Annotated in this window: 15 protein-coding genes; 8 read left to right on the plus strand and 7 right to left on the minus strand. The window is 58.5% G+C overall.

Annotated features, from left to right (window positions below; translation table 11 throughout):
- The first annotated feature begins 147 nt into the window (after positions 1 to 147).
- From JNL86_06525 to hflC, 7 genes are all read left to right on the plus strand, one after another.
- The gene (locus JNL86_06525) at positions 148 to 1,281 is read left to right on the plus strand and encodes an inorganic phosphate transporter (protein ID MBL8042556.1); all 1,134 of its coding nucleotides are present in this window, start codon (positions 148 to 150) and stop codon (positions 1,279 to 1,281) included.
- Between the two features lie 137 nt (positions 1,282 to 1,418).
- Positions 1,419 to 2,894 (plus strand): hypothetical protein, encoded by a 1,476-nt coding sequence (locus JNL86_06530; GenBank protein MBL8042557.1) that lies wholly within the window; start codon positions 1,419 to 1,421, stop codon positions 2,892 to 2,894.
- 29 nt (positions 2,895 to 2,923) lie between these two features.
- Positions 2,924 to 3,451, plus strand: a complete 528-nt coding sequence (locus tag JNL86_06535; GenBank protein ID MBL8042558.1) for an arsenate reductase (azurin) small subunit — start codon at positions 2,924 to 2,926, stop codon at positions 3,449 to 3,451.
- Positions 3,452 to 3,482: 31 nt separating this feature from the next.
- The gene (locus JNL86_06540; GenBank protein ID MBL8042559.1) at positions 3,483 to 5,945 is read left to right on the plus strand and encodes an arsenate reductase (azurin) large subunit; all 2,463 of its coding nucleotides are present in this window, start codon (positions 3,483 to 3,485) and stop codon (positions 5,943 to 5,945) included.
- Positions 5,946 to 6,003: 58 nt separating this feature from the next.
- Entirely contained in the window at positions 6,004 to 6,984 is a 981-nt protein-coding gene (locus JNL86_06545; protein MBL8042560.1) for a hypothetical protein, read from the plus strand.
- A 117-nt stretch (positions 6,985 to 7,101) separates the two neighbouring features.
- Positions 7,102 to 8,139, plus strand: a complete 1,038-nt coding sequence (gene hflK / locus JNL86_06550; GenBank protein MBL8042561.1) for an FtsH protease activity modulator HflK — start codon at positions 7,102 to 7,104, stop codon at positions 8,137 to 8,139.
- Entirely contained in the window at positions 8,136 to 8,996 is an 861-nt protein-coding gene (gene hflC, locus JNL86_06555) for a protease modulator HflC (GenBank protein ID MBL8042562.1), read from the plus strand. Before hflK ends, hflC begins: the two co-directional genes overlap by 4 nt.
- Before the next feature lie 6 nt (positions 8,997 to 9,002).
- On the opposite strand, the gene JNL86_06560 is transcribed toward hflC, so the two are convergent.
- The 3 genes from JNL86_06560 to JNL86_06570 all read right to left on the minus strand — a co-directional run bounded on the left by JNL86_06560 (position 9,003) and on the right by JNL86_06570 (position 12,355).
- Positions 9,003 to 10,685 (minus strand): formate--tetrahydrofolate ligase, encoded by a 1,683-nt coding sequence (locus JNL86_06560; GenBank protein MBL8042563.1) that lies wholly within the window; start codon positions 10,683 to 10,685, stop codon positions 9,003 to 9,005.
- Between the two features lie 200 nt (positions 10,686 to 10,885).
- Positions 10,886 to 11,905, minus strand: coding sequence for a M23 family metallopeptidase (locus JNL86_06565; GenBank protein ID MBL8042564.1), 1,020 nt, complete (start codon positions 11,903 to 11,905; stop codon positions 10,886 to 10,888).
- Positions 11,906 to 12,025: 120 nt separating this feature from the next.
- Positions 12,026 to 12,355: a divalent-cation tolerance protein CutA gene (locus JNL86_06570; protein MBL8042565.1), complete on the minus strand. Its 330-nt coding sequence runs from the start codon at positions 12,353 to 12,355 to the stop codon at positions 12,026 to 12,028.
- 347 nt (positions 12,356 to 12,702) lie between these two features.
- On the opposite strand from JNL86_06570, the gene JNL86_06575 reads away from it, so the two are divergent.
- Positions 12,703 to 13,023 (plus strand): rhodanese, encoded by a 321-nt coding sequence (locus JNL86_06575; GenBank protein MBL8042566.1) that lies wholly within the window; start codon positions 12,703 to 12,705, stop codon positions 13,021 to 13,023.
- A 9-nt stretch (positions 13,024 to 13,032) separates the two neighbouring features.
- Here the strand turns inward: JNL86_06575 and JNL86_06580 are convergent, their stop codons facing one another.
- From JNL86_06580 to JNL86_06595, 4 genes are all read right to left on the minus strand, one after another.
- On the minus strand, positions 13,033 to 13,956 hold the full coding sequence (locus tag JNL86_06580; GenBank protein MBL8042567.1) for a GDP-mannose 4,6-dehydratase: 924 nt from the start codon (positions 13,954 to 13,956) through the stop codon (positions 13,033 to 13,035).
- A gap of 169 nt (positions 13,957 to 14,125) precedes the next feature.
- Positions 14,126 to 14,881, minus strand: coding sequence for a TlyA family RNA methyltransferase (locus JNL86_06585; GenBank protein ID MBL8042568.1), 756 nt, complete (start codon positions 14,879 to 14,881; stop codon positions 14,126 to 14,128).
- Positions 14,882 to 14,944: 63 nt separating this feature from the next.
- Complete coding sequence (xseB, locus tag JNL86_06590; GenBank protein MBL8042569.1) at positions 14,945 to 15,196, minus strand: exodeoxyribonuclease VII small subunit; 252 nt, start codon at positions 15,194 to 15,196, stop codon at positions 14,945 to 14,947.
- 58 nt (positions 15,197 to 15,254) lie between these two features.
- Positions 15,255 to 16,613, minus strand: coding sequence for an exodeoxyribonuclease VII large subunit (locus JNL86_06595; protein MBL8042570.1), 1,359 nt, complete (start codon positions 16,611 to 16,613; stop codon positions 15,255 to 15,257).

Raw genomic sequence — 16,613 nt, forward strand, 5'->3', positions numbered from 1 at the left:
GTAACCTAAGCAGATGCTGAAACCGCCGCCCAGCTTCGTGCTCAGTCCTGTGCCTGTCTCACCTCACTTGTCCAGCACACCTCGGCGGACTCACCTCGCTGCAGCCTCACTGGCTCAACTGGTTGACCATTCCGCACAAGAGACCGCATGGATTTCTCTCTGCTGACCTTTGCGCTCGTGTTGGCGTTGGGCTATGCCAATGGCACCAATGATGTGTCAAAAGCCATCGCTACGCTGGTCGGCAGTGGCGTGACCAACTACCGGACGGCGATTCTGTGGGGAACGGCCTGGACCGTCGCGGGAGCCGGATTCGCCACCCTGGTCGCGGGGGCGATGGTGAAGACCTTCAGCAACGGTCTCTTGCAAACCGGCACCGTTCTTTCGCCAACCATCGCGTTGGCCATTCTGTTTGGTGCGATGGCCTGGGTCCTCGTGGCGTCACGAACCGGGCTCCCCGTGTCGACAACGCATGCACTCACCGGTGCGATCGTGGGAACCGGCCTGATCGCGTTTGCAGGCGAGGGGTTGTTATGGCCGGCCATCGGGAAGAAAATCGCGCTTCCCTTGCTGTTGAGCCCCTTCCTCGCCTTCGGGCTTTCGCTGCTCTTGCATCCGGCCATGCGACGGGCGGCGGCAACATGGGGAGGATCCTGCCTGTGCCTGATGCCGGCCTCACGCGCACTCTTTACCGTTGATGCTCGGGGCATTACGCGAATTGTGTTCCAAAGCACAGGTTTCGGCCAACCGTTCGTCGCGGTGCCGGCTCAGTGTGACCGCGCAGGGCTGCGCGGATTGGCCGTAGACATCGATACGATCCATTGGCTCTCCAGCGGGCTCGCATCGTTTGCACGCGGCACGAACGACGCACCGAAAATCGTCGCGATGCTGTTGCTCGGCAGCACGACGGCGACCTGGCCCAGCACCTGGCTGCAGTTTTCGGCTTTCGGAGGAGTGGCCGTTGCAATGGGCCTGGGAAGTTATGTGGGCGGATTACGCGTCACCGAGGTGCTGGCCGAAAAGGTCACGCGGATGGACCATGCGGAAGGATTGACGGCAAATCTCACCACGTCGACGCTCGTGCTCTGTTCCGGCTGGCTCGGCCTGCCGGTGTCAACGACCCATGTCAGCAGTTCCGCCATTATCGGCATCGGACTCCTCAAGGGCGTGATGGCTGTGCGCTGGACCACCGTGCGCGACATGGTATTGGCCTGGGTCATCACCCTGCCCGCCGCCGGAGGCTTCGCCGCTCTGGCCTACCTCCTCCTCTCACGATTCTCTTAACATTCGTTTCTCTGCCCGACGGCATCTCACCGGGTGGTCCCCCTCACAACACATATAGACACATCTCAATGCATTCATGTATCAGTACCGTCTCGCTTTGATCGCGACACCTCAGACAAAGGAGCCATGCCCCGCTCATGCATCGTCGTTGGCTATCTGCGTTCACAGCGCTTTCGTGCGTCCTATTGGTGGGCTCAGTCGCATTGTTCATAGTCACCCCCGCACAAGCAGACAATCTGCCGTTTCCGGAACCGGCCAACGAGAATGCCTATGCCGTCCCGGTGGAACATCTCCGGCTACGCGTCTGGGCGCAATATCGCGTGGTGTACAACGCCAGCAATATCCCCAGCGGTATCAATAATGGGAGTCTGCCAACGGCAGGAACCGGTACCGGCAAACTGAACTATGGAGACACCACCGGCTACGATTTTTTTCGCCAGCGCATGCGCCTGGCGCTCGATCTTCAACACAAGGATTCCAGCAATGTCGGGGCCTACATGCAGATGGAGTATCGAGGCGGCTTCGGCGGATCGAGTCCGGCAGCCAGTGACCCTCGCGGAGAAAGCGGCGCCAACGCCGGCGGCACTCCGAATGCCTTCAATCGCCTGCAGGCCCGCGGCATCCGCTACGGGTATGTCTACGTCACCCCGATCGAAAATCACACCCTGGTGGTCGGCATTCTTCCGACCATCGATCAGGTCGGCCGGGTCTTGTGGGATGGTGAGTGGGACTTTTTCGTCGGCGGTGCGTCGCTGGGCGGAAAGGCAGGGGACGGCGACTACCGCCTCGGCTTTTACCGGATTGCCTCAGACCTGAAAGCCGGCACCATTGGAACCGGGTTCGGCAAAGACGGCGACATGTGGGTAGCGGATTACAACCGGCCCGTCAAGCTCGGCGCCTACGATATGAAAGTCGGCGGCCACTTTTACAGCCTGAATCTGGGGAAAACGGAACACATCTCCATCGGAGACACACACGAAAGCTGGGCCGCGCTGACGGCATCCGGCGGCCTCTTCGGTGGCGCATGGAACGCCTACCTCATGCTCAACAGCGGCCGCATCGGCACAGGGCTGACAGGCAACAACCACACCGGCTATTCAGGAAAATTCGAGGGGTCGATGCCTATCGGACCGACAACCTTGAATCTGTTCGCCCTCTATGCGTCCGGGGACAAGGCGGGACAGACGTCGAACCAATTCACCACGCCGGAAGCCATTCTGGGCACCAACGGCTATTGGGGTTATTCACATATTTTCAATGCGAACGCACCGGGCGACGTGAATGACTTCGGCGTCAATTTGAACAATGGCGGAGCCGGTCTGATGACGGTGCAGGCCCAGTTGAAATTCCCCATCGTGCCCCGGCTGACCGGCACGTTGGAAAGCGCCTATTTTGCTGCAGCTCGATCCCGCGAGTTTGGGGCTCGCGGCGGCACCAATTACATGGGGACCGAAACAGGCGCCATGCTGACCTATAACATCGCCAAGAATCTGAATCTCGATATTGGAGCCGCCTATGCTTCCATGGGCGGATTTCTTGCCAACCGGACGCAGGCGACCAGCGTTGAACGCTCGATTTACGAAGTCTTCACCCGCTTCCAATACGCCCTCTAGCGACAATGCTGCAGAACCATCAGGAGGATATGATGAGTGACGTCTCGCGAAGACACTTTCTGAAACTCGGGGCCTGCGTAGTCGGCGGGGCCTGTGCGGCAGACGCCCTCCCCTCGCTCACGCAAGCCGCTGAGAGTGGCGAACTCACCACGCTGAAGACCACCCTTCCGTATCCTCGGGTGAAGCTGGCGTCCCTCGGACAACTGGAAATCGGCCGTGAACAGCTGACCACCTATCCAGATCACGCCTCGCCGGTCATGCTCCTGAAACTGGGGCGACCAGTCGTGAATGGAGTCGGCCCGGACAAAGACATCGTCGCCTTCAGCCGGCGTTGCTCGCACATGGGCGGCATCCTGAGCTTTCGGCCGGACAGCGCGACATTCCATTGCCCGCTTCATTACGCCATGTTCGACGCCCAGAAGGGAGGCCTGTTGATCATCGGGCAGGCGACAGACAACCTGCCTCAGCTCGAACTCGAAGTCGATGCAGCAGGCAACGTATTCGCCGTGGGAATCAGAGGCTTGCTGTACGGGCGCCAAGCGAACCTCTTGGCCTAATCGGAGACTGCATGAAGAGGAGATCTCGCGCATGAGTTCGATCTATCACGGCGAAGACCGGGTTCCCATTCCTCCCGCCGATGCCCAACAATTCACGACCGTCTGTTCCTACTGCATCGTGGGCTGCGGCTATAAGGTCTACAAATGGCCGCTGGGCAAAGAAGGCGGACCGCTGCCCCACCAGAATGCCTTGCGAACCGACTACAGAACCCAGCAGCCGGAGCAAGCCGGGACCTGGATCTCACCGGCCATGCATAGTGTCGTGACCGAGCGAAACGGCAGGCAATTCAACGTCGTCGTCTTACCGGACAACGGCTGCGTCGTGAACAAAGGAAACCATTCCATCCGTGGCGGCACGCATGGTGACGTCCTCTATGCTCCAGACCGCCCCACAGCGGACCGGTTGACCCATCCACTGCTGTATCGCGGGCACAGCCGCCTGCCCACGACCTGGGACGAAGCGATCGAATTGGGCGCCCGCGTGATTAAAGCCAATGTGGATAGATGGGGTCCGGATGCCATAGCCATGAAATGCTTCGACCACGGCGGCGGCGGCGGGGGATTCGAGAATAACTGGGCCGTGGGCTCATTTTTCTTTACCGGCATCGGTACGAAGATGGCTTCGATCCACAACCGTCCCGCCTACAACAGCGAGGTGTTTGCCTCCGGTGACGCCGGGATCGCCCCTCTTCCGTCAGCGTACCTCGATGCCGAGTTGGCCGATACGATCGTCCTGGTCGGCGCGAACTCCTATGAAACCCAATCGATCTACTTTCTCGAGCATATGTTGCCCAATCTCGGCGGTGGTACGTTGTCGCTGAAGCACCAGCTGTTGCCCGGAGAACCTCATGCGCGCGGCAGAATGATCATCGTGGACCCGCGGCGAACTTCGACGGTGGCGGTGGCGGAAGCGCATGCAGGGAAGGACAACGTTCTCCATCTGCAGATCAACAACGGCACCGACATTGCCCTCCTGAATGCGGTCTCACGCCTGATCCATGAACAGGGCTGGCAGGATCAGGACTTCATCAAGCAACGAACGAACAACTTCGCGGCGTTCCAACAAACCAATCTCGCCCAGAGTCTCGATGAAGCGGTACAGCTGACCGGCATTTCGAAAGCCCAGATGAGGCAGGCGGCAGAATGGATCGCCAAACCCAAGGCCATGGCGGCGCGACGCCGAACTCTGTTCCTCTACGAGAAAGGCCTGATCTGGGGGCTCAAGAACTATGAAAACGTGGCCTCGGTAGTCGATCTTGCGTTGCTCACCGGTAACCTCGGCAAACCGGGCACCGGCTGCGGTCGATTGGGCGGACATCAGGAAGGCTACAGTCGGCCGCCGTATCCGGGGCAACGTCCGCCAGTCAATGTGGATGAAGTCGCCGTGAAAGGCGGAGCCTCCAAAGTATTCTGGGTCGCCGGCTGCAATCCTGTGGGCGGAACCTTGAATGCGCAACAATTCCGCACCTCCCTCGCTCAACGCACCGCGCTCGTGAATCAGGCGCTGGACGCGACCAGCGGCGGTAGCCTTGATGACAAGGTTGCGGCCGTCATGACCGCGCTCGACAAGGGGGGCCTGTTTCTCATCGTGCAGGATATTTACCCGACCGAGACCGCCCAGTACGCCCACCTCGTCTTGCCCGCTGCCCAATGGGGCGAAATGAATCTCACCTCCATCAACGGGGAACGGCGACTCCGGCTCTACCAGCAGTTCATGGACGCGCCGGGCATTGCCGAACCGGATTGGAAAATCATGGCACGCATGGCGCAGCGGCTAGAGTTCGCATATCGTGCCGACGGCAAAGCGGACATAGCCGCTCGTTTTTCAGGATTCACCTGGACCAGTGACGAAGAGGTCTTTCGTGCCGCCGCTGCCGGCGTGAAGGGTGCGCAGGAAGACTATGGGGACACGACCTATGCCATGCTGAAGGCACTCGGCACAAACGGCGTGCAAACACCAGTGCAGGGAATGAACAACGGCATGCCGGTCGGCACGACGCGCCTCTACATGGATGAGAAGCGGTTCACGTTCATTCCTTCGGCCTGGCCAGGATTCCCCCCGCAGATACAAGCCCTCATGGCCGACAACCGATACCCGTTCTGGGTGAACAACGGGCGGGCCAATCACGGCTGGCAAACGCTCTATGACGATGCCCGCAAACCCTATGTGATGGGTCGCGAGCCGCTCCCGCATGTGGAAATTCATCCGCAGGACGCGCATAGCCTCGACATCACCAACGGCGATCTGATCGAATTGTTCAATCCCTATGGATCGGTCTCGGCAATGGCCGTGGTGACCGATTCGAATGCGCCAGGACATGTGTTTATGTTATTTGAGCATCCGAAAGGCTGGCTGAACAGTTTGACGACCGACTATGTCGATCCGGCCACCACGATTCCGTATTACAAGGGAACGAAAGCAGGCATTCGGAAAGTCGGACCCATGCCAGGCCTGAACGAACATGTGACCTTTGTTCCGACCAATCAGACGTGAAGTGTTGCACGTTAGCTGGTGTCATGCTCACATGGTAAGAGGACCTGCCGGCCACCTGATGCGTACCGTTCTTCTCGCAGCCCTGATCACCGGCTGCGTATCAACGGGTCCGGCCCCGAGAGTCATCCACGATGCGAATGAGCTCCTCGTTCGTCTAGAACCGGCGCAGACATGTGCCGGCGGGGTGGGGGAACCGCTCTTCTCTCACCCGAAACAGCTCAGCGAACAGCAGACTCGCACGCTACTGGCCTCATTGCTCGCCCGTGAAAAGGTCGGCCTCTTACATTCATTTGTCCAGGCTCCCGGAACGCCGCCTCTCTTTGACGAGGCCGACCTCGACCGGCTGACGCCTTCGATCCAGGAAGGTTTCGCGCAGGCCAATTCCGAAGAAGTGGTGGTGTTTCTGCTGACCAGGCCTGCGTCAGACTCTCGCAGCATGGTCACCTCCGGCGCCTTGGCCATCCGGGGCGAGGTGTTATCGATTGCCCTCTTCAATTTCAGACATCCGGTGCACACAACCCTGTCCGATATTGGCGCCACCGACCGCCTCAGTGACGTGAGGGAGACGTTGCGGTACGTACGAACCTCTCCCTGCATCTCAATCGGCGAACAGGATTTTGCCCTGTTCTTCAAGGAGCCCACCTATCAAATGCACACCCGATCGGGAAGCCTCGTCCGGTACCCGGAACGGGCCTTATCGATTGCATACGCAGCGCTTCTTTCGGACCATGCCCGCCCCTCGCGGAATACGGACGGCGAGCCCCCTCTTCTTCGCCCTACAAGCGACAGGGCAGAACGCCAAACCATCGAGGACCTCACGCGCAGAATTGCCGAACTCGAACAGGTGAACCAGGCACTCACCGTGCAGTCTCACGACAAATCTGGTTCCGGCGTCCCAATCGATCCTCCCACATCGGCAATCGACAAAAAATCCGACCCGGGTAATGACACGCAACAACGTCTTCTGGAGCTGATCCAACAATTGGAAATCCGAATTTCAGAACTGGAACGTCAGCGACAAGCCCCTTCACCTCGCTGACACGATGCCGATCGGCTCTGCTTTACCTCTGCGCATCTTAAGTATTGCTCGCAGGTTCCCACTTTGCTAAGGTGGTCCCTCAGCATCTTCACCACTCCTGAACAACTGAGCCACACGATGGTCTGGGACCCCAAAGACCCTTGGAGCAAAAAGGGCGACGATTTGGATCAGGCCTTCAAGCAGGCCCAGGGCCAACTCCGCAATCTGCTCCCCACCGGCGGGTTCCGCAATCTGCTTCTGGTCGCCTTCAGCGTGTTCCTCATCTGGCAAAGTGCGTTTATTGTGGCTCCGGATGAAGAGGGCGTCGTCAAACGATTCGGCATCCCGGTTCGCGTGGTGGAGCCGGGACCACATATGAAGATTCCTGTCGTCGAAAGCGTCTTGCAGCCCAAGGTAGCAAAGTTACACCGGGTGGAGATCGGATTTCGCACCGACCGGCAGGGACGCCAGCAGATGATCCCGCAGGAAGCCTTGATGCTGACCGGCGATATGAACATCCTGGCCATCGAATTCATCGTGCAATACAAGATCAAAAGTTCACGCGAGTACCTGTTCAATGTCGCGGACATCGACGATACGATCGGGAAAGCGGCTGAGGCCTCCATGCGTGAGGTCATCGGCAAGAGCAAGATCGACGAAGCCCTGACAACCGGCAAAGCCCAGATCCAGCATGATACCCAGGAGCTGCTCCAGCACATTCTGGATGAGTACAAAACCGGTGTGCAGGTAGCCGCCGTCCAATTACAGGACGTCGATCCACCGGAAGCCGTGGCCGCGGCGTTTAAAGATGTGACCAATGCCAAGGAAGATCGAGAAAAGCTGATCAACCAGGCGCAGGGTTATCGGAACGACATCACTCCCAAAGCCAAGGGAGAGGCGGCGCAATTGGTCAACCAAGCCAAGGGATATGCGCAAGCGCGATTGAATCGCGCCCAGGGTGAAACCAATCGCTTCCTCGCCACGCTCAAGGAATACAACCAGGCGAAAGACATCATCAGCAAGCGGATCTATATCGAGACGCTTGAAGACGTGCTCCCCCACATCGACAAATTCGTGCTCGACGGCAAAGGCGGAGAACGGGCCCTGCCGTATCTCCCGTTGGACCGTTTCAGCAAGCCGGCCCCAGCCGGCGCGACGCAGGAGCGGACACCATGAGCAAACAGGGATTTGTGATCGCCTTTGTTGGCATCATCATCGGACTGCTGATCCTGGGCGCGTCGCCCTTTTACATTGTCGACGTCACTCAAAACGCCATTGTGGTGCAGCTCGGCAAGCCGGTCAGAAATGTCACCGAAGGCGGCCTGTATCTGAAGGTGCCATTCATTGAAGAAGTCACCTATTTCGATAAGCGGCTGCTGGACTATGATTCCAACGCGCAGGACGTGATCACGCAGGACAAGAAGACGCTTCTGCTCGATAACTTTGCCAAATGGCGGATCACGGACCCCCTCAAGGTCTACCAAGCGTTTCAAAGCCAACGCGGCGCGTTACAGCGCCTACATGACATCATCTATTCCGAATTGCGGGTCGAGTTAGGCCGGCATGACCTAGCGGAAATCGTGTCGTCGGCCCGGGCACAACTGATGGCCGTGGTGACGCAACGCGCCAATGAGAAAGCGTCGGCGTACGGCATTGAGATTCAAGATGTGCGGATCAAGCGGGCCGATCTTCCCGAACAGAACGAGAAAGCCGTCTTTTCACGCATGCAAGCGGAACGGGAACGGCAAGCCAAACAATACCGAGCGGAGGGCGCCGAAGAGGCGCAGAAGATCAAGTCGGAAGCCGAAAAGGACCGGGAGATTATTCTGGCCGAAGCCTATCGCGAATCAGAAGAGCTGCGTGGCGGCGGCGATGCCAAGGCCTTCAAAATCTACGCGGATGCCTACCGGCAGGACCCACACTTTTTCGAATTCACACGCACGATGGAAGCCTATCGCAAAACCCTCAAAGACAAGACCACGATTCTCGTCAGTCCCGACTCCGAATACTTCCGCTTCCTCAAGCAGCGTTAAGGCGAATCAGGCCAGTCCGACAATCTCCCCTGACCGAGGATCGATATCGATGCGCTCGCCTGCCGGCTTTTTCGGCAGACCTGGCATCAGTTGAATGCCCGAACAGACAGCCGTGAGAAAACCCGCCCCGGAGAGGATCCGTAATTCCTGAATGGGCAGGGTGAATCCGGATGGCCGTCCTTTGAGTGCCGGATCGTGCGAGAGCGACAAGGGCGTCTTCGCCATACAAATGGGAAGCTGCTGGAAGCCCAATCGCACCGCCGATTCGATGTCTTTTTCGGCCTGCGCCGAATACGACACCCCAGCCGCCCCATAGATCGTGGTGGCAATGGTCTCGATCTTTTTCTTGATGGGCGAGGTCGCATCATAGAGGTGCTTGAACTGTGATCCTTGCGCCGCCACCTTGACGACTGCCCGAGCCAATTCTTCCGCGCCTTTTCCGCCATCGGCCCAATGTGTCGATACGGCAGCCGCTGAGGCGCCGGCAGCCAAGGCACGCTCACAGACCCAGTCCAATTCCTGAGGCGAATCGTCCTTAAACGCATTGACGGCTACCACCACGGGCACACCATGAGCCCGCACGTTTGCGATGTGCTGTTCAAGGTTGGCAAAGCCCCGCTCCAGCGCCTCCTGATTCGGTTCCGTCAGCCCCGGGGGAAGCGGGGATCCTGATTTGACCGTCCCGCCGCCACCATGCAACTTCAACGCACGCAATGTCGCGACCACGACGCCCGCATCAGGCCGCAGGCCGGATGTGCGGCATTTGATGTTGAAGAATTTTTCCGCGCCTAAGTCGCTGCCGAATCCGGCTTCCGTAATGACATACTCCGCGCAACGCAGCGCCAGTTGATCCGAGACAACAGAGCAGTTGCCATGGGCAATGTTACCGAACGGTCCGGCATGCACGAATGCCGGCGTGCCTTCCAAGGTCTGCACCAGGTTCGGCAGCAACGCATCCTTCAGCAGTACGGCCATCGAACCGACACAACCGAATGCCTCTGCGGTGGTCATCGCCCCGCTTTCCGTCAGGCCGACAAAGATTCTGCCCAGGCGTTGACGCAGATCGGCATGGTCGGCGGCCAGCGCCAGCACCGCCATGATTTCCGATGCTTCGGTAATGACAAACTGCCCCTGCCGCGGTCCCGCCTCCGCACTGAGCACGATGTCGCGGAGCGCTCGATCGCTTACACCCAGTGTCCGTGGCCATCTGATTCTGTGCGGATCCAGTTTGAGCACATTGCCGTGAAAGAGATGATTATCCACAAATGCCGACAGCAGATTATGGCTCGCCGAGACAGCATGGGCATCGCCGGTGAAATGCAGATTGATATCCTCCATGGGCCAGACCTGGGCACGTCCACCACCGGTTCCTCCGCCCTTGATACCAAAGACCGGTCCCAGCGAAGGCTGTCTCAATGTCACTGCCGCACGGTGGCCCAACCGGCACAGGGCCATGCTCAATCCAACCGAGGTTGTTGTCTTGCCTTCGCCTAACGGTGTTGGATTGATGGCGGTCACCAAGATGTACCGCCCAAGCGGTCGATTGTGTATCCGCTCGGCAAAGTCGAGGGAGATCTTGGCTTTGTAGCGTCCGAACGGCAGGAGATCGTCTGAATGAATGCCCAACCCCTGGGCAACTTCAAAGATATGCTTGTGAGCAACGGAACGGGCTATCTCAAGATCAGTCATGCACAGTCCCCCGTCGAAACAGCAATAGTAAGCACACCTGCGGAATCTGGTGCGGACAGGTCACAATCACGCGGCGGGAGTATACCACTACTCCAGCTATACAGTATGGGCGGCAAAGAGGAAAGACAACCAGGGAAGGGAACTAACAGCAGGAGAGACGAACGCTTCCAGCCTCAGTAAAGGCTTGGAAAACTTGGCATTTAATCCAGAATGAACTTCGTCGGATCGAGGGCTTGACCGTTCTTCTTCACCATATAGTGAAGGTGCGGACCCGTCGACAGGCCGGTGCTCCCGACGAGAGCGACGACATCGCCACGCTTTACGCGCTGCCCTTCCTTGACGAGCGATTTCGCCAGGTGACCGTAGACAGTTTCAATCCCGTAACCGTGGTCCAGCTTCACCATATTTCCCATCTTTGAGTCGAACGCCACTGTGACCACTCGTCCGAGGGCGGGAGCCTGGACTGGAGAATTTGCCTGAGCCCCGATGTCGAGACCATCATGCCAAGCCGGCTTCTCCGTGAACGGGGAAACCCGTGGGCCAAATCCTGAGGTGACCCACCCGCGCACCGGCCAGATGGAAGGAGTGGAGGCCCACTGCGCCGAGCGCTGCTCAGCGATTTGAGTCAAATTTTGCAGGGCTTCTTCCTGATTGGCGGCTTCCTTGGTCAGGGCTTCCAAGCTTTCACGAACCTGCTGGGTGACTTCCTCGATACTCTCCGTGGAAAAATCCAGGCTTGCTTGAGTACCTTCCCGCAGTTCAGAAACCTGCTGCCGGAGTTCCCCTCCTGGCCCCATGGCACCGGTTCCCTGGAGACCGGTTTTGCCGTCAGGCAGAGGACCATCTTCACCACCCCGGCCATTGGCCAGATCACCCGCCGGCTTGGTCGCATCAATGCCCAGCATGACACGGAGACGCTGGTTCACTTCGCCCATCACCGACAGACGCTTCTTCAAATCATCGATGGCAGCGGAAAAGGCAGCGGTTTGCTCTCGGGCACCCATGGCTTCTGCCCGAAATGCCGACAATTGCCAGACTTCCCCGGTCCGAATCACATAGTGGGAGACGACCAACAGATCGGCTACGACTAAAATCGCAGCCAAAATCAGGAGTTTACGAACGAATTTCCGTGGGAAACTAAACCGCAGCGGTTTCGAAGACGATCCACGAAACACGACGACGGTATAAGCATCACTGGTTTCGGCCGTTTGCTGGCTCATAAGACGCTCTCCCCTTCACGGATCCAACCTAAGAATGCCAACCGCTGACTTTTGGCAGTGTACTGATCTAAGTCGCGATGGTCAACCCTTTGTTTTCAAAAGTTTTCTCTACAAATTCAACTACTTACCAGTTTCGCTCCTCACCCAATTCAAATAGGACTCTGATCCGGCGACAACCGGGAGGGCGACAATCTCCGGCACCTCGTAATTATGCTGCTGTCGCACTGCCGATTCGAGTTCCGTAAAGCGCTGCTTCGTCGTTTTGATGATCATCAAGCATTCGCTCTCGACGCTGATCTTGTTGTCCCATCGAAATATTGAGCGCATACCACTCACAATGTTGGCGCAGGCCGCAAGCCGACGTTCAACCAACATCCGTCCGATCTTCTCTGCCTCTTCTGCCGTGGATGTCGTGACCAGCACAGCAATCGTAGCACTCTCTTCGTCCACAATTCCCCCTTACGTCTAAGCAAATTGCGTGCCCCTATATGCACCTGGGCATTATAGTATGTTGGCAAATCAATGGGTTATGTAAGATTTCGCGCCCATTTCACGCTCGAAACGGCTGCTTCCCAGGACAATATTTGCACACTTCGTCAAAAAACGGGCCCTCCGCAAGGCAGGATCTGCCGCCCGTTGGTCAAATGTTACCTCGATCCCCCTGAGTGCACCGCGCCACTGGCCCAGACACACCAGGGCCTGAGGACGCCAAGAGGAGCCATGTCGTACCAGGGTTGACACCACCTTTTCTCGCTCCTTAAGATCCAGCCACAGCATATAGGAGGGAGGTACCCGCAATGAGCTTTACTATTACGCCGACAGAACTCAAGTCCAGGCTGGATAACGGCGACAAACTCGTGCTTGTCGATGTGCGTGAGCCGTGGGAATACGCGATTTGCAAACTGGAGGGTTCCGTTTTAGTCCCCTTGGCAACCCTTCAGCAATCGCTTGGCAAACTAGATCGGAATGCCGAAATCATCGCCGTGTGCCATCACGGAATGCGAAGCGCGGATGCGACGGGATTCCTGCTGCAGCAGGGATTCGCAAATGTAAAAAACCTGATCGGAGGAATGGACGCCTGGTCGACTCAGGTCGATCCGTCGGTCCCGCGTTATTAGGCCGGCACGCTACCCGAGTCCGTCACGAAAAAACTCGACGGTTCGCCGTAATCCTTCGCGCAAATCCACCTTCGGTTCCCACCCCAAGTTCCGATGGAGTTTTGTGGAATCGATCACGCTCCGGGCCTGCTCACCTCGCTTGGCCGGCCCGTGCACTTCGCGAAACTCCACCTTGGTGAGGTCGACAACCGTGCGAAAAAGGTCGTTGATTGAGGTCTCAATCCCGGTTCCCACGTTGTACACACCTTCCACGTCGGGGCCCATCGCCAGGAGATTCGACTCGACCACGTCCTCGACGTAGACGAAATCACGAGTCTGACGTCCGTTGCCGTTCACCACGGCTTGCTCACCACGCAGCATCTTCTGAATAAAAATAGCGACAACGCCTGCCTCGCCTTCCGGGTCCTGCCTGGGCCCGTAGACATTCGCATAGCGCAAGCTGACGACCTGGATGCCGCTCATTCGTTGATAATAGAACAGATAATGCTCGCCGCACAGCTTGCTGATCCCGTAGGGAGACAGCGGTTGAGTCACGTGGGTTTCCGGAGCGGGGAACGCCAGCTGTTCACCATAAATTGCGCCACCCGATGATGAAAAGATGACCTTACGCGCGCCGTGTTTGGAGGCCTGCTCCAGCACATTCAATGTACCCAGCACATTGACCTGTGCGTCGAACATCGGATCCTCAACCGAGCGCCGGACATTCATCTGTGCGGCCAGGTGGAAAACCACGGAAGGTCGTTCATTCCGGAACACCCGCTCGAGCTTTGGGTTTTCGATCTCCAGCTTATAGAATTGCGCAGCTTTCGGAACGTTTTTCCGCTTGCCCGTCACAAGGTTATCAATCACCACCACGTCGTGCCCTTCTTGAAGCAATCGATCGACGACGTGTGATCCGATAAACCCTGCTCCACCGGTGACCAAGACTTTCATACGTCTCCTCGCTCTCCTTCATCAACCGAGCGCTCAACACTCGAACCTGCAGGTTGAGGATCAGCCTACACCTTCTGCCAACTTCCGCAAAGGATTTTCGTCCGCACAGGTGGCGAGACCTCCTCGTTCCCGTTGAGGCACGACCCGGCGTTGATCCATTTGGCCCTGGTCAGGCCTTGCGGCGAAACCAGGCAAGAATCTCCCGATTTCCCTTTCGCCCCTCGATAGGCGACTCCATACGACCAGCCAGATCCAACCCCAAAGACGCGGCACAGGCAATGACCTTGTCCGCAGCCCCCTGCCGCAGCCCATCGTCCCGCACGATCCCTCCCCGACCGACGAGTCCCTTTCCCACTTCGAATTGCGGCTTGATCAGCGTGATGATCGAGCCCGAGGAGGTGAGATAGGGCACAACACAGGGCAAGACCAGCGTCAGGGAAATGAATGACACGTCGATGACAATCAGGTCGATCGGTTCCGGAATCGCATCAGGGGGCAGATGGCGGATATTGGTCCGCTCCATGAGCACCACCCGCGGGTCCTGGCGGAGCCGCCACTCGAACTGTCCGTATCCCACATCCACGGCATACACACGACGGGCGCCCCGCTGCAGCAGGCAGTCCGTAAAGCCTCCCGTGGAACAGCCCACGTCAAAACAGATCCGCTCCTTCGGATCCACATGAAACTCATCCAGCGCGCCCGCCAGCTTCTCACCGCCTCGCCCCACGTAGGGAGAAGCAGGCCCGGTCACTTCGACGGCCGCATCCGGCAACGTCAGCTTCGCCGCCTTATCGACGACCACCCCGTCAACCCGGACAAGACCCGCCAGGATCAGGCGAGCCGCATCCTCACGACTGGCGACCAATCCCCGATTGACCAGCACACGATCGAGCCGTTCTCGCTCTGGACTGATTTTCTGAATCATATTCTACGATGGTCATTCGGCGATGGCGGACGCAGGTCACGGGAAACCTGCGCATTGATCAGGCTACGACTGCGGATGTTCCGGCTCATCCTCACCGGGCGAAAAGGCTTGAATCCGTTTCTTTCCGTCCTTTTCTTGCACCAGGATCTCCACCTTGCGCTCAGCATCTTCCAGCATCTTGAGGCAGGTCTTCGATAATCGGATCCCCTCTTCAAAGATTTTCAACGAATCATCGAGCGGCAGATCACCTTTTTCCAGTTCGGCAACGATCGTCTCCAACCTCGCCATCGCATATTCAAATTTTACTGCAGCCACAACCACTCCCTTTGCTCAGTCACCCGATCGCGCATTATTGCCCGCACACGTGGTGGGGTCAAGACACTGACTCTCCCAGCACCTCGCGCACCACACACACCAGTTGCCCCTCTGCAAGTCTGGCCTGAACCGTCTGCCCGACCATCACATCGGATGCCCTTCGCACCATGGTCCCTTCAGGAACCGTTCGTAGGATACTAAATCCCCGACTCAGGATCGCCAACGGACTCAGGGCCTCAAGCGCGGCAACGCGCGCCGCCATCAATTGCCTCCGCGAAAAGATCCCCCGACGCGCCTCCTGCTCCAACCGTTTGGACAGTTGCGGGAGCAAGACACGTGCGGCTCGAATCCGATGGTGCGGGCCCTTCGAGAGCAGCGCATGCCGATGTTCCACCAGATCGCGCTGCAAGGCGGTGAGACGCTCGGTCACGCTGCCAGTCATGCGATCGTGCAGATCGTCCAGGTGCTGGGCCTGCGCGTGAACCCGAAAGCGCATCTCGCCCAGTCCGCCGATCGACCGATCAAGACGGTGCCGTTGAATCTTTATCGCATTGTCCAGGAGACGACGCAGACGACCATCCAACTCAGAGAATCGTGCGAGAATTTCGGCCAGCACGGGCACAACCGCCTCAGCCGCCGCGGAGGGAGTCGGGGCTCGATGGTCCGCCGCAAAATCCGCAAGCGTGACGTCGATTTCGTGCCCGACGGCCGAAACGACCGGCACCCTGGATTGCACAATCGCACGCACCACCGCTTCCTCGTTGAACGCCCAGAGGTCCTCCGACGCTCCTCCGCCACGCCCGACGATCAGGACATCCACCTGCGGCATCTCATTCAATGCATGAATCGCCGCCGCAATGCGCTCGCCGGCTCCCTCACCCTGCACCGGAACGGGCGCGAGGAGAATATCGACGACCGGGCAGCGACGACGAAGCACCGCCACGATATCGCGGATCGCGGCCCCGGTGAGCGAAGTCACCACGCCGACCGTTCGGGGGAATTCCGGCAGGGGCCGCTTCCTGGCTTCGTCGAACAACCCTTCATGCGACAACCGGTCCCTGAGCTGCTCGAACGCCAGCTGCAAGGCGCCGATCCCCTTCGGTTCGACGGCGTCCACGATCAGCTGATATTCCCCCCGAGGCTCATACACAGAAATGCGCCCCCGAGCCACGACGGACACTCCCTCCTGCAGCGCAAACCGAAGCCGCGAGGCTCCGGACCGGAACAGCACGCCACGGAGCTGGCTCTGCGCATCTTTCAGCGTGAAATAGAGGTGTCCTGATGTGGGAGCACGAAGATTGGAGATTTCGCCTTCGACCCAGACTTCACGGAATTGGTCTTCCAGCGATTCCCGAATGAGCCGTGTCACCTCGGACACGGACAGGAGGAGTGGCAGCGAAAGATTGTGCCCGGTCAT

It is taken from the genome of Nitrospira sp. (assembly GCA_016788885.1).
Lineage (GTDB): Bacteria > Nitrospirota > Nitrospiria > Nitrospirales > Nitrospiraceae > Nitrospira_A.

Excerpts from the sequence above, each read along its gene's own strand:
- JNL86_06530 (MBL8042557.1), top strand. The coding sequence starts at position 1,419 with ATGCATCGTCGTTGGCTATCTGCGTTCACAGCGCTTTCGTGCGTCCTA.
- JNL86_06585 (MBL8042568.1), bottom strand. The coding sequence starts at position 14,881 with ATGATTCAGAAAATCAGTCCAGAGCGAGAACGGCTCGATCGTGTGCTG.
- JNL86_06525 (MBL8042556.1), top strand. The coding sequence starts at position 148 with ATGGATTTCTCTCTGCTGACCTTTGCGCTCGTGTTGGCGTTGGGCTAT.
- JNL86_06575 (MBL8042566.1), top strand. The coding sequence starts at position 12,703 with ATGAGCTTTACTATTACGCCGACAGAACTCAAGTCCAGGCTGGATAAC.
- JNL86_06595 (MBL8042570.1), bottom strand. The coding sequence starts at position 16,613 with ATGACCGGGCACAATCTTTCGCTGCCACTCCTCCTGTCCGTGTCCGAG.
- JNL86_06580 (MBL8042567.1), bottom strand. The coding sequence starts at position 13,956 with ATGAAAGTCTTGGTCACCGGTGGAGCAGGGTTTATCGGATCACACGTC.
- JNL86_06560 (MBL8042563.1), bottom strand. The coding sequence starts at position 10,685 with ATGACTGATCTTGAGATAGCCCGTTCCGTTGCTCACAAGCATATCTTT.
- JNL86_06540 (MBL8042559.1), top strand. The coding sequence starts at position 3,483 with ATGAGTTCGATCTATCACGGCGAAGACCGGGTTCCCATTCCTCCCGCC.
- hflK (MBL8042561.1), top strand. The coding sequence starts at position 7,102 with ATGGTCTGGGACCCCAAAGACCCTTGGAGCAAAAAGGGCGACGATTTG.
- JNL86_06545 (MBL8042560.1), top strand. The coding sequence starts at position 6,004 with ATGCGTACCGTTCTTCTCGCAGCCCTGATCACCGGCTGCGTATCAACG.
- JNL86_06535 (MBL8042558.1), top strand. The coding sequence starts at position 2,924 with ATGATGAGTGACGTCTCGCGAAGACACTTTCTGAAACTCGGGGCCTGC.
- JNL86_06565 (MBL8042564.1), bottom strand. The coding sequence starts at position 11,905 with ATGAGCCAGCAAACGGCCGAAACCAGTGATGCTTATACCGTCGTCGTG.
- hflC (MBL8042562.1), top strand. The coding sequence starts at position 8,136 with ATGAGCAAACAGGGATTTGTGATCGCCTTTGTTGGCATCATCATCGGA.